The sequence below is a fragment of the Pantoea sp. 18069 genome (assembly GCF_902706035.1).
In the GTDB taxonomy this organism is placed as follows: Bacteria; Pseudomonadota; Gammaproteobacteria; order Burkholderiales; family Burkholderiaceae_C; genus Comamonas.
In genome coordinates this window covers 1-11,893 of sequence record NZ_CACSJA010000046.1, presented here as the reverse complement: position 1 = coordinate 11,893, position 11,893 = coordinate 1, and the positions used below count along the sequence as shown (strand labels likewise).

Below are 11,893 nucleotides of genomic sequence, written 5' to 3'. Positions count from 1 at the left end.
AACCAATCTCAATTATTTTTAAAAAGAATGTGGTTGGCAGCAGTTTCAGGAATTTGACGGCATGGGGCCGGCTTCCAGCAGTGCGGCGGGATCGTCGGCCAGCACCACCTGTTGCGCCCAGTCGCCGAGCTGGCCCGCATCGGCGCGCAGTATTTCCTGCTTGACGGCCAGGATCTGCGCCGGGTGCATCGAGAAGCTGCGCAGGCCCAGGCCCAGCAGCAGGCGCGTCATGGCGACATCGCCAGCGACTTCGCCGCAGACGCAGATGCTCTTGCCCTGGCGCCGGCCTTCGGCAATCACGTCGGCCACGAGGCGCAGCACGGCCGGGTGCAACGGATCGTACAGGTGCGCCACGGCTTCGTCGGCGCGGTCGATGGCCAGCGTGTACTGGATCAGGTCATTGGTGCCTATCGACAGGAAATCGAAATAGCGCAGGAACATGCGCACCATCAGCGCCGCCGCCGGAATCTCTATCATCGCGCCCAGCTGCACCGCGCCATGGGCCATGCCGCGCGCATCGAGTTCGGCGCGCGCCAGGGCCACCTGGGCCAGGGTCTGCTCGATTTCGCTCTGGTGGGCGAGCATGGGGAACAGCAGGTTCACGGGCCCATGCATGGCGGCGCGCAGCACGGCGCGCAACTGCGTGCGGAACATGCTCGGATCGGCCAGGCTCCAGCGTATCGCCCGCAGGCCCAGCGCAGGATTGAGCGAGTATTCCTTGGCCTGCGCCTTGTCCAGCGGCTTGTCCGCGCCCACATCGATGGTGCGTATGGTCACGGGTCGGCCCTGCATGCCTTCGACCGCCTGGCGATAGGCCTGGTACTGCTCTTCCTCGCCGGGCATGGGGCCGTCGCGCCCCATGAACAGGAATTCGCTGCGAAACAGCCCCACGCCCTGGGCGCCGGCCTGCAAGGCAGCCGGGCCGTCGCCGGGCTGCTCGATATTGGCCAGCAGCTCGATTTCCTGCCCATCGAGCGTCACCGCGGGCGTGTGCCGCAGCAGCGCCAGGCTCTCGCGCTCGTGCGCCGTCTCGCGCTGGCGGCCTTCGTAGTCGGCAAGAATCGCGGGCGAAGGATCGACGATCACCACGCCGGCGTTGCCATCGATGATCAGCCAGTCGTCGGGCCGCACCAGCTGCGCCGCGGCGCGCGCGCCGACCACGGCGGGAATGTCCATGCTGCGCGCGACAATTGCCGTGTGCGAGGTCTTGCCGCCCACGGCCGTGACGAAACCGACGAACACGCTGGTCTTGAAATGCAGCATGTCGGCCGGTGCCAGGTCCTGCGCGACCAGAATCAGCGGCAGCTCGGGCGCGGCGCCAGGCAGCACGGGCCGCGAAGGTGGCACGGGGCTGGCCACGCCCTTGAGGTGGCGCAGAATGCGATCGACCACCTGCTCGAGATCGGCCTTGCGCTCGCGCAGATAATCGTCCTCCATCTCGTCGAACTGGCGCGAAATCGCTTCGAGCTGCGTCGTGAGCGCCCACTCTGCGTTGTACAGGCGCTCGCAGATCCACTGCTCCACGCCATGTACCAGCGACTCGTCCTGCAGCAGCATCAGGTGCACGTCAAGCAGCGCATCGAGCTCCGCCGGCGCATCATGCGGCATCTCGGTCTGCAGGCGCTGCAGCTCCTCGATGACCGCATGGCGCGCGGTGCGCGCGCGCTCGACTTCGGCCTGCACTTCGGCCGCGCCAATGAAATAGTGCTGCACCTCGATGCGGCTAGAGCTCACCAGCACCGCCCGCCCGATCGCTATGCCGCGGGAGACTGCCAGGCCGTGAATTGCAAACGTCATCCGGACTGTCCTTCAGTCATACAAGTATCCAAGACACCTGGGCTTGCCACCTGAAACCGGCGCGGCCCAGCGCGGGGGCACCGAGCCCTTCGACGGAGCTCAGGACGCCGCCCCGCAGCGACGGTGCCGTGCCTGGCCGGCCGCCCCCCTCCACAGAAGGTTGAGAGGGGGAAGCCGGGGCGGCCCAAGCCGCGAAGCGGCTCAGGGGGTGCTTGTCAACTTCATTGTCCTTCGCCAAACTTGTCGTTGATCAACGCCAGCAGTGCATCCATGGCTTCCTGCTCGCGTTCGCCCGAGGTCTCGAGCTCCACCTGCGAGCCCATGCCCGCGGCGAGCATCATCACGCCCATGATGCTCTTGGCATTGATGCGCCGTTCCCCCTTGGTCATCCACACTTCGCAGGGATGGCTGCCCGCGAGTTTGGTGAGCTTGGCCGACGCCCGCGCATGCAGGCCCAGCTTATTGCTGATGGTGATGGTGGTCTTGATCATGGAAAGAACGGAAATTCTGGTTCTGCAACGGAGCGGCGCCCACGGCCATCACTCCCTGGATACCGCCCACCACGGCGCGCTGCGCAACGGCGTCCAGCGTTTCATGGCGGTAGCTCACGGCGCGCAACAGCATCGGCAGGTTCACGCCGGCCACGAGCTGGGCCGCGCGTCCCGCGACGAGGCGCTGGGCCACGTTGCAGGGCGTTGCGCCAAACACATCGGTGAGCACCAGCACGGGCGCAGCGCTTTCGCCCAGCAGCGTGCGCGCGCGCGCGAGCGAATCCTCGGGGCTTTCATCGGCGGCGATGTCGAGCGCCAGTACATCGTCGGCGCTGTCGGCAAACACATGCAGTGCACAGTCGCGCAGCGCCTGCGCCAGCGGGGCATGGGTGATGAGAAGAATGCGCGTGTTCATGGAGTGACGGATGGATGTACGGCATTATGGCGCGCGGCCCGTGCGCGCCGGGCAATCCCGTCACAAGCTTTGATTGTGGTCAACCCGAACACGCCATCTCCCACACCGCCCCGGTGTGAACTTTCGCCGTCCGCTCGCACTCATAACCCCAGACCGCCGGATTCCCGGCAGCTTTGGGCACAATCGACACATGGCAATCAAAACATGGATCGCAGGCGTGGCGCTGGCCGCCGTCGCCGGCATCGGCGGCTTCATCTACCTGAATGCTGGTACCAGTCCCGCGCCCGCCTCGACCTTCGTGCTGCTCGACGGCAGCCAGCAAACCACCGCCGACCTGCACGGCAAGGTGACACTGGTCAACTTCTGGGCCACGAGCTGCACCACCTGTGTCGCCGAAATGCCTGAAATCATCGCGACCTACAGGAAGTACCAGCCACAGGGCTTCGAGACCATTGCGGTGGCCATGAGCTACGACCCACCAAGCTATGTGGTGAACTTCGCGCAAAGCCGCCAGCTGCCCTTCAAGGTCGCGATCGACAACACCGGCATGGTCGCCAAGCAATGGGGCGATGTGCAGCTCACGCCGTCGACCTTCATCGTCAACAAGCGCGGCGAAATCGTCAAACGCTATGTGGGCGCGCCCGACTTCGCCGAGCTGCACAAGCTCATAGAAAAGCTGCTGGCCGAAGCCTGATTTCGCGTCCTTCGATTCACAAACTGGCGTGCTCCAGGTCAGGGACGCCGAGCAAGGGCCGCCCCGCAGCGATGGCGTCGTCCCCCCGGGGGGAAGCGACGCAGTCGCTCAGGGGGGTCAACGACTCCTGAAGCTGTCGTGGCAGGCCTTGCAGCTGCCCGCCGTGGCGCCGAATGCCGCCTTGAGGCTGGCCAGATCGCCCTGCTTTGCCGCGGCCGCGAGCTTGACGGCTTCCGCTTCCATCTTGCCCGCAAGGTCCTTGAACTTGGCGTTCTCCGACCAGACGTCGGCTTTTGCCTTGCCGCCTTCTGTGCCCGGACCGAACCCGGCCCAAGGCAGGCGCGACATGAACACCACGATGTCGGCGTTTTCCTGGGCCGCCTTGGCATCGAAGGGCACATCGCCCTTGGCCATCGCACCGAGGCGCCCAAAATGGGCGGCCATGACGCTCAGCGCCGACTGGCGATAGTCAATCGCATCGTCCTTCTTCGCGAACTGGGCCGCGGCGGGCAGACTCAAGGAGGCAGTGAGGGCCGCAAGGGCCAGGAGGCGAATTGCTTTCATGGGGACTTTCTTGTGGTGACAAACAAAAACCTCAACTTCAACGCAGGATTATCCGTGAAGGCCGTCCGGGCAGGCAATGCACAACGCGGGCCGCGCGATATTCGCTATCCTTGGTAGCCAGCACCGCCCTGCCACCACCTCATCCTGCACTGCCATGCCCCACACCGTCCGCATCTGGGATCTTCCGACCCGCCTGTTTCACTGGGCCCTCGCGGCGAGCACCGTGGCCATGATCGTCACCGCCAAGATCGGCGGCAACGCGATGATCTGGCATCTGCGGCTGGGCCATGTGGTGCTCGCGCTGCTGCTGTTTCGCCTGGTCTGGGGTTTCGTTGGCGGACGCTGGTCGCGGTTTCGCAGCTTCCTCTACGCGCCCCGGCAACTGCTCGCGTATCTGCGCGGCCGGGGGCGGCCCGAGCACAGTGCAGGCCACAGCCCGCTCGGTGCGCTGTCGGTGTTCGCCATGCTCGCGGTGCTGCTTGCCCAGGTCGGCACCGGCCTGTTCAGCGATGACGCCATTTTCTTTGCCGGGCCGCTCAGCCGCCTGGTGCCCGGCGATGTCATCGATGCCGCGACCCGCTGGCATGCCGAGCTCGGCCAGTACCTGCTGCTCGCGCTGCTGGGCCTGCACCTGCTGGCCATCGCCTGGTACACGCTGGCGCGCCGCCGCCCACTGGTGCGCGCCATGCTGACCGGCGACCGCACGCTGCCCGAGCCGCTGCCCGACGCTGCAGATGGCAGGCGCCAGCGCCTGCTCGCGCTGGTCATCGCACTGGCCTGCGCAGCCATTTCCTGGGGCATAGGCCGGCTGGGCAGCATTTGAGGCCTTCACCATACCGGGCACATGCCGCTACACTTCGGGTTCCGTTGTTTTTCGCTCCGCCTGTGGATAAGCCTTCTGTGGCCCTGCTGACAGCGACCTTCCCGCAAGATCTGGACGTCGTACGCCAGATCTTCGAGGAATACGCTCACAGCACGGGCATTGATCTGGAATTTCAGAATTTCGCGGCCGAACTGGCCCACCTGCCCGGTGAATACGCACCGCCGCGCGGGCAGTTGCTGCTGGCCACCGTCGACGGTGCGCTGGCAGGTTGCTGCGCCCTGCGTCCGCTGGACACCAGCGACTATCCGAATGCCGCAGAAATGAAGCGGCTGTATGTGCGCCGGCCGTTTCGCGGCTTCGGCCTGGGCCGCGAACTCACTGCCGCCATGCTCGATATTGCACGGCAGGCGGGCTACGACTGCGTGCTGCTCGACACCCTCGACGACATGGAAGCCGCGCGCGCGCTCTATACCGAGCTCGGTTTCGAGGAAATTCCGCCCTATTACTTCAATCCCATGGCCGGCGCCCATTACCTCAAGGCCGAACTGTTCTAAGAACGTGTTCATGATCTCAACGCGTCGCGTTGGGACGCAATCGGGATGAGTTCGAAGCGCTGGGGCGCAGCTTGCACCGGGGTGCAAGCAAGCTGCAGCGCGAAGAAATCGCCCGATTTCGTCCCAACCCTTCGGGACAGTGCCTTGGCGGGCGGTCTGCGTCGTTGCAGATCCTCGCAATAGCAGGGCTATTGCTGCGGTACTGCGCCTAGCATCCCATCCCGCCAAGGCGCTGTCGCGGCGCGAAGAGATCGTGAACACGTTCTAAGTCCTGGCCCGGCCCGCAGCAGCCGAAAAAAAAGAGCGCCAGGCGCTCTTTCATTTTCCGCCGCGGGCTGCGCCGCAGGGTAGGAAGGGTCAGGCCTTGGCCTGGGCCAACAGGGTGGCAGCGTCGCTGACTTCGAACTTGCCTGGGCCTTCAACGTTGAGCTGAACGACCTTGCCGTCCTTGACCAGCATCGAGTAGCGGTTGCTGCGCAGGCCCAGGCCCTTGCCGTTGAGGTCCAGCGTCAGGCCCGTGGCCTTGGCGAAAGCGGCATCACCGTCACCGATCATGCGCACCTTGCTGCCGACGTTCTGGTCGCGGCCCCAGGCACCCATCACGAATGCGTCGTTGACCGACAGGCACCAGATTTCGTCGACGCCGGCGGCCTTGAGCGCATCGGCCTGCTCCACATAACCGGGCAGGTGCTTTTCGGAGCAGGTGGGCGTGAAGGCGCCAGGCACGGCCACGATGGCCACGGTCTTGCCTGCGGCAGCTTCCTGCACGTTCACGGCGCTCGGGCCGATGCTGCAGCCATTGCCTTCGACGGCAACGTATTCTGTCAGCGTGACGGCGGGCAGGGTATCTCCAACTTTGATCATGTAAAGCTCCGGTTCCAGTTAAAAACGGGCCGCGCAAAAGCGCCGCCCCCAAACGAAAAAACGACCCACATTGTGGGTCGTTTTTCTCAGCTTTGCAGCACTAAGGCCTGAGAGGCTTTAGAGCAGGCCAGCCTTTTGCACCAAACGGGTCGCAACCCAGTTCTTGGTCTTGGACAAAGGACGGCTTTCCGTGATTTCGATGGTGTCGCCGAGCTTGTATTCGCCATTTTCATCATGGGCGTGGTACTTGCTCGACTTGGCCACGATCTTGCCGTACAGCTCGTGCTTCACACGGCGTTCGACCAGCACGGTCACAGTCTTTTGACGCTTGTCGCTGACCACCTTGCCAACCAAGGTGCGCTTGAGGGATTTTTTAGCTTCCGTCATGTCGGCTCCTATTACTTGGCGGCTTGCTTTTCAGCAAGGATGGTCTTGGCACGAGCGATATCACGGCGCGTGGTGCGCAGCGTATTCGTGTTGGCCAATTGTTGCGTAGCCTTCTGCATGCGCAGGCCGAAATGCGCCTTTTGCAAGGACTTGATTTCAGCTTCGAGGCCGGTAACGTCTTTTTGGCGCAATTCAGTAGTTTTCGTCATTTTGAATTCTCCTGATTAAGCGCCAATGTGGCGTGCAACGAACGTGGTGCGCAGCGGCAGCTTGGCAGCAGCCAGGCGGAACGCTTCACGTGCCAATTCTTCTGGCACACCCACGATTTCGTAGAGCACCTTGCCGGGCTGAATTTCAGCGACGTAGTACTCAGGGTTGCCCTTACCGTTACCCATACGCACTTCTGCGGGCTTGGTCGAGATTGGCTTGTCAGGGAACACACGGATCCAGATACGGCCACCACGCTTCACGTGACGGGAAATTGCACGACGTGCAGCTTCGATCTGGCGGGCCGTCAAACGGCCACGATCCGTGGATTTCAGGCCGAAGTCACCGAATGCAACGGAGTTACCTCGCGTTGCAACACCGGTGTTGCGACCCTTTTGCTCCTTGCGATATTTGCGGCGAGCAGGTTGCAGCATGTTTATTCTCCTTTACCGTCCGCTGCTGTAGCGGGCGCGTCTGCCTTGCGAACGCGCTTAACGGCGTTGGTGTCGGCACCGGCGCCGGCAGGCTTATCGCTGCCGTCGGCCGGAGCCACGTTGCCACCCACTGGGCGGCGAGGTGCACCACGACCGGGGCCGGCGTTGCGGTCGCCATTACGGCTGTCGCGACGCGGGCCACGGGGGCGACGCTCTTCTTCGGGACGCGGCGTCTCTGCCAGAGGCAGGTCGTTGCGGCCCAGAGTGTCACCCTTGTACACCCACACCTTGACACCGATGATGCCGTAGGTGGTCTTGGCTTCGGAGAAGCCATAGTCGATGTCGGCACGCAGGGTGTGAAGTGGCACGCGACCTTCGCGATACCATTCGCAACGAGCGATTTCGATACCGTTCAAACGGCCCGACGACATGATCTTGATGCCCAGAGCGCCCAAACGCATGGCGTTTTGCATGGCGCGCTTCATGGCACGGCGGAACATGATGCGCTTTTCGAGCTGTTGGGTGATCGAGTCAGCGATCAGCTTGGCATCGATTTCGGGCTTGCGCACTTCTTCGATGTTCACTGCCACTGGCACGCCCAGGCGAATAGCGAGTTCCTTCTTGAGGTTCTCGATGTCTTCACCCTTCTTGCCGATCACCACACCGGGACGCGCCGAGTAGATCGTGATACGGGCGTTCTTTGCAGGACGCTCGATCAGGATACGCGACACAGCGGCGTTCTTCAGCTTGGCCTTCAGGTACTCGCGAACCTTGATGTCTTCGGCCAGCATGCCGGCGAAGTCACGGTTGCTCGCGTACCAACGGCTGGCCCAGTTCCGGCTCACAGCCAGACGGAAGCCGGTAGGATGGATTTTCTGTCCCATATTCTTCCAGGCCTTTCAGTTGCCAACCGTCACGTACACATGGCACGTGGGCTTGCTGATACGATTGCCGCGGCCTTTGGCGCGCGCGGTGAAGCGCTTGAGCGTGGTGCCTTGTTCGACGTAGATCGTGGTGATCTTCAGATCGTCGATATCGGCGCCGTCGTTGTGCTCAGCGTTGGCAATGGCGGACTCCAGAACCTTCTTGATGATCACAGCAGCTTTTTTCTGCGTGAACGTCAGGATGTTCAGAGCTTGATCGACCTTCTTGCCGCGGATCAAATCAGCGACCAGGCGACCCTTGTCCACCGACAGACGGACGCCCCGGAGGACTGCACGTGTTTCAGACATGGTCGTTCCTTACTTCTTCTGGACTTTTTTGTCCGCGGGGTGACCCTTGAAGGTGCGCGTCAAGGCGAATTCGCCGAGCTTATGGCCCACCATCTGGTCCGTAACATAGACCGGCACGTGTTGCTTGCCGTTGTGCACGGCAATGGTCAGGCCGATGAAATCGGGCAGGACCATGGAACGACGCGACCAGGTCTTGACTGGCTTCTTATCCTTGGTTGCAACGGCCTTCTCGACCTTGGCGACCAAGTGATGGTCAACAAACGGACCCTTTTTGAGAGAACGAGTCATTTGCTACCCCTTACTTTTTACGACGCGACACAATCATCGATTGCGTGCGTTTGTTGTTACGGGTACGGTAGCCCTTCGTCAGGTTGCCCCATGGGTCAACTGCGTGACGACCTTCACCGGTCTTGCCTTCACCACCACCGTGCGGGTGATCCACAGGGTTCATCACCACACCGCGAACGGTAGGACGAATACCCATCCAGCGCTTCACACCGGCCTTGCCCAGACGGCGCAGGCTGTGTTCTTCGTTGGCGACTTCGCCCAGGGTTGCACGGCACTCGATGTGAATCTTGCGCACTTCGCCCGAACGCATACGCACTTGAGCGTAGACGCCTTCACGGGCCAGCAACGTGGCGGAGGTACCTGCGGAACGCGCGATCTGTGCACCGCCGCCCACTTGCAATTCGATGCAGTGAATGGTCGAGCCCACGGGGATGTTGCGGATAGGCAGGGTGTTGCCCACGCGGATCGGAGCTTCCGAACCGCTGACAATGGTCGCGCCCACTTCCAGGTTGCGAGGCGCAATGATGTAGCGACGCTCACCGTCGGCATAGCACACCAGAGCGATGTGGGCCGTACGGTTGGGATCGTATTCAATACGCTCGACCTTTGCGGGGATGCCGTCCTTGTTGCGACGGAAGTCCACCACGCGGTAGTGATGCTTGTGACCACCGCCCTTGTGACGGGTGGTGATGTGGCCGTTGTTGTTGCGGCCAGCCTTCTGGAACTGGGGTTCCAGCAGGGGTGCATACGGCTCGCCCTTGTGCAGGTGATCGCGCGTGACCTTGACGGCACCGCGTTGACCAGGCGTCGTGGGCTTGAGTTTGATGACTGCCATTTAAGCGGCCTCCCCAGACAGATTCAGCTCTTGACCTGGCTTGAGCATGACGTAGGCCTTGCGAACGTTGTCGCGGCGACCCATGGTCTTGCCAAAGCGCTTGGCCTTGCCCTTGGTGTTCAGCACAGAGATCTTCGCGACTTCCACCTTGAACATCAATTCCACAGCGGCCTTGATTTCTGGCTTGGTAGCGCTCTGCAGCACCTTGAACGTCACGACGTTGGACTTTTCAGCAACCATGGTGGCCTTTTCGGACACGATGGGAGCGACCAGCACTTGCATCAGACGACCTTCGTCAAACTTGAGTGTGCTCATGCGAACATCTCCTTGAGTTTGTCGATTGCGCCCTTGGTGACGAGCACTTTCTTGTAATGCACCAGCGACACGGGGTCGGCATAACGTGGTTCGACAACGAACACGTTCTTCAGGTTGCGGGAAGCCAGGTACAGGTTTTCGTCCACTTCGTCAGCGATCACCATCACCGACTCGGCCAGGTTCATGGCCTTGAACTTGTCGGCCAGCACCTTGGTCTTGGGCGTATCGAGCGTCAGCGAGTCCACGACTGCCAGACGGCCTTCACGGGCCAGCTGCGACAGGATGGAAGCCATGCCGGCACGGTACATCTTCTTGTTGATCTTCTGCGTGAAGTTTTCTTCAGGCAGATTCGGGAAGATGCGACCGCCCCCACGCCACAGAGGCGAGGAAGTCATACCGGCACGAGCGCGGCCCGTACCCTTTTGCTTGAACGGCTTGGCCGTCGAGTGACGGACTTGCTCGCGATCCTTCTGGGCGCGCGTGCCTTGGCGTGCGTTGGCACGGTAGGCGACGACCAGTTGATGGATCAGGTCTTCGTTGAATTCACGACCGAACACAGTTTCGGGCACATCGAACGACGATGCTGCCTGGCCTTGTTCATTCAGGAGTTCGAGCTGCATTAGTTCGCTCCTTGAGAAGGTTTAGCCTTGACTGCGGGACGCACCATCACGAAGCCACCCTTGGAGCCCGGAACAGCGCCCTTGATCAAGAGCAGTTGGCGTGCTTCGTCAATGCGAACCACGTCGAGGTTTTGCGTCGTCACGGTCTCGTCGCCCATGTGACCCGTCATCTTCTTGCCGGGGAACACGCGGCCTGGATCTTGTGCCATCGAAATGGAACCAGGGACATTGTGCGAACGGCTGTTACCGTGCGAAGCGCGCTGCGAACGGAAGTTGTGACGCTTGATCGTGCCAGCGAAGCCCTTACCAATGGAAGTGCCTTGCACGTCCACCTTCTGGCCCACAGCGAACAGTTCGGCGACAGGCAGCGTAGCGCCAGCGGCGTACTTGCCAGCCACTTCGGCCGTCACGGGGAATTCGCGGGTCACTTCACCGGCTTCGACACCTGCCTTGGCAAGGTGGCCGGCTTGGGGCTTGGTCACGCGCGAAGCGCGGCGCGAACCGAACGTGACCTGCAGGGCCACGTAGCCATCGTTCTCTTGGGTTTTGACCTGAGTCACACGGTTGTTGGACACATCCACCACCGTGACGGGCACTGCGTCCCCGTCATCAGTGAACAGACGCATCATGCCCACCTTGCGACCCAGCAACCCCAGGGAGTTGCTCAGACTCATTTGTTTGCTCCAAAACTTTCGCCGCTGTAACTGCAATTGGCCCAGCGTTGCGCCCTTAGCCCTTGCGGACTCTGCGCACGAAAGAAGGTTAATAAAACTTCGCCAAGAAAGGCGAAGCCCCAAATTCTAACGCGAACTGCTTTTTCAAGCAAGTTCGCGTTAGATCAAGACCTTGCAAGGCTCTCGAAAGAGCCTTTGAAGAACTTATTGCAGCTTGATTTCGACGTCCACGCCAGCTGGCAGGTCCAGCTTCATCAGCGCGTCAACGGTCTTGTCCGTGGGGTCCACGATGTCCATGAGACGCTGGTGGGTACGGATTTCGAGCTGATCGCGGCTGGTCTTGTTGACGTGGGGCGAGCGCAGGATGTCGAAACGCTTCATGCGGGTCGGCAGGGGCACGGGACCCTTGACGATCGCGCCGGTGCGCTTGGCGGTGTCGACGATTTCAGCAGCCGATTGGTCGATCAGCTTGTAGTCAAACGCCTTCAGGCGGATGCGGATTTTTTGCTTGGACATGGTTAATTCCTAGTAGTGCTAAGAATTAAGCCAGGACCTTGGCAACCACACCGGCGCCAACCGTACGGCCACCTTCGCGGATGGCGAAGCGCAGGCCTTCTTCCATGGCGATGGGGGCAATCAGCTTGACGGTGATCGACACGTTGTCGCCGGGCATGACCATTTCCTTGCCTTCGGGCAACT

The 11,893-nt window shown here is 61.9% G+C and carries 18 protein-coding genes and 2 pseudogenes; 3 read left to right on the top strand and 17 right to left on the bottom strand.

The genetic code is table 11. From position 1 onward, the window contains the following. Positions 1-45 precede the first annotated feature (45 nt). The 3 genes from ptsP to GVL12_RS23415 all read right to left on the bottom strand — a co-directional run bounded on the left by ptsP (position 46) and on the right by GVL12_RS23415 (position 2,703). A complete protein-coding gene (gene ptsP, locus GVL12_RS23425) occupies positions 46-1,797 on the bottom strand; it encodes a phosphoenolpyruvate--protein phosphotransferase (protein WP_159917977.1) in 1,752 nt (583 codons plus the stop codon). 221 nt (positions 1,798-2,018) lie between these two features. Beyond that, a complete protein-coding gene (locus GVL12_RS23420) occupies positions 2,019-2,288 on the bottom strand; it encodes an HPr family phosphocarrier protein (protein ID WP_159917976.1) in 270 nt (89 codons plus the stop codon). Further along, a complete protein-coding gene (locus tag GVL12_RS23415; RefSeq protein WP_159917975.1) occupies positions 2,257-2,703 on the bottom strand; it encodes a PTS sugar transporter subunit IIA in 447 nt (148 codons plus the stop codon). The genes GVL12_RS23420 and GVL12_RS23415 overlap by 32 nt, the downstream gene beginning before the upstream one ends. Before the next feature lie 190 nt (positions 2,704-2,893). Between GVL12_RS23415 and GVL12_RS23410 the strand changes: the two genes are divergently transcribed. Continuing rightward, a complete protein-coding gene (locus tag GVL12_RS23410) occupies positions 2,894-3,397 on the top strand; it encodes a TlpA disulfide reductase family protein (RefSeq protein WP_159917974.1) in 504 nt (167 codons plus the stop codon). 117 nt (positions 3,398-3,514) lie between these two features. Here GVL12_RS23410 and GVL12_RS23405 read toward each other — a convergent pair whose 3' ends face one another. Beyond that, positions 3,515-3,961, bottom strand: a complete 447-nt coding sequence (locus tag GVL12_RS23405; protein WP_159917973.1) for a cytochrome c — start codon at positions 3,959-3,961, stop codon at positions 3,515-3,517. 154 nt (positions 3,962-4,115) lie between these two features. Here GVL12_RS23405 and GVL12_RS23400 point away from each other — a divergent pair, with 154 nt between their 5' ends. Further along, positions 4,116-4,784, top strand: a complete 669-nt coding sequence (locus GVL12_RS23400; protein ID WP_159917972.1) for a cytochrome b/b6 domain-containing protein — start codon at positions 4,116-4,118, stop codon at positions 4,782-4,784. Between the two features lie 62 nt (positions 4,785-4,846). Further along, entirely contained in the window at positions 4,847-5,338 is a 492-nt protein-coding gene (locus tag GVL12_RS23395) for a GNAT family N-acetyltransferase (RefSeq protein ID WP_159917971.1), read from the top strand. 357 nt (positions 5,339-5,695) lie between these two features. Here the strand turns inward: GVL12_RS23395 and GVL12_RS23390 are convergent, their stop codons facing one another. From GVL12_RS23390 to tuf, 13 genes and pseudogenes are all read right to left on the bottom strand, one after another. Continuing rightward, positions 5,696-6,202, bottom strand: coding sequence for a peroxiredoxin (locus GVL12_RS23390; protein ID WP_159917970.1), 507 nt, complete (start codon positions 6,200-6,202; stop codon positions 5,696-5,698). A gap of 117 nt (positions 6,203-6,319) precedes the next feature. Next, positions 6,320-6,589 (bottom strand): 30S ribosomal protein S17, encoded by a 270-nt coding sequence (gene rpsQ, locus GVL12_RS23385; protein WP_159917969.1) that lies wholly within the window; start codon positions 6,587-6,589, stop codon positions 6,320-6,322. Between the two features lie 11 nt (positions 6,590-6,600). Further along, complete coding sequence (gene rpmC / locus GVL12_RS23380) at positions 6,601-6,798, bottom strand: 50S ribosomal protein L29 (protein WP_159917968.1); 198 nt, start codon at positions 6,796-6,798, stop codon at positions 6,601-6,603. Between the two features lie 15 nt (positions 6,799-6,813). Then, on the bottom strand, positions 6,814-7,230 hold the full coding sequence (rplP, locus tag GVL12_RS23375) for a 50S ribosomal protein L16 (protein ID WP_159917967.1): 417 nt from the start codon (positions 7,228-7,230) through the stop codon (positions 6,814-6,816). Between the two features lie 257 nt (positions 7,231-7,487). Then, a pseudogene (gene rpsC / locus GVL12_RS23370) lies at positions 7,488-8,114 on the bottom strand (30S ribosomal protein S3); the annotation flags it as partial. Between the two features lie 15 nt (positions 8,115-8,129). Continuing rightward, positions 8,130-8,462, bottom strand: a complete 333-nt coding sequence (gene rplV / locus GVL12_RS23365; protein WP_159917965.1) for a 50S ribosomal protein L22 — start codon at positions 8,460-8,462, stop codon at positions 8,130-8,132. A 9-nt stretch (positions 8,463-8,471) separates the two neighbouring features. After that, positions 8,472-8,750: a 30S ribosomal protein S19 gene (gene rpsS / locus GVL12_RS23360; RefSeq protein ID WP_159917964.1), complete on the bottom strand. Its 279-nt coding sequence runs from the start codon at positions 8,748-8,750 to the stop codon at positions 8,472-8,474. Positions 8,751-8,760: 10 nt separating this feature from the next. Next, positions 8,761-9,585, bottom strand: a complete 825-nt coding sequence (rplB, locus tag GVL12_RS23355; RefSeq protein ID WP_159917963.1) for a 50S ribosomal protein L2 — start codon at positions 9,583-9,585, stop codon at positions 8,761-8,763. Beyond that, a complete protein-coding gene (gene rplW / locus GVL12_RS23350; protein WP_159917962.1) occupies positions 9,586-9,900 on the bottom strand; it encodes a 50S ribosomal protein L23 in 315 nt (104 codons plus the stop codon). It lies immediately after the preceding gene. Beyond that, the gene (gene rplD / locus GVL12_RS23345) at positions 9,897-10,520 is read right to left on the bottom strand and encodes a 50S ribosomal protein L4 (RefSeq protein WP_159917961.1); all 624 of its coding nucleotides are present in this window, start codon (positions 10,518-10,520) and stop codon (positions 9,897-9,899) included. The genes rplW and rplD overlap by 4 nt, the downstream gene beginning before the upstream one ends. Beyond that, on the bottom strand, positions 10,520-11,194 hold the full coding sequence (gene rplC, locus GVL12_RS23340) for a 50S ribosomal protein L3 (RefSeq protein ID WP_159917960.1): 675 nt from the start codon (positions 11,192-11,194) through the stop codon (positions 10,520-10,522). Before rplC ends, rplD begins: the two co-directional genes overlap by 1 nt. A gap of 204 nt (positions 11,195-11,398) precedes the next feature. After that, positions 11,399-11,710, bottom strand: coding sequence for a 30S ribosomal protein S10 (gene rpsJ / locus GVL12_RS23335; protein ID WP_005796953.1), 312 nt, complete (start codon positions 11,708-11,710; stop codon positions 11,399-11,401). Positions 11,711-11,735: 25 nt separating this feature from the next. Then, a pseudogene (tuf, locus tag GVL12_RS23330) lies at positions 11,736-11,893 on the bottom strand (elongation factor Tu); the annotation flags it as partial.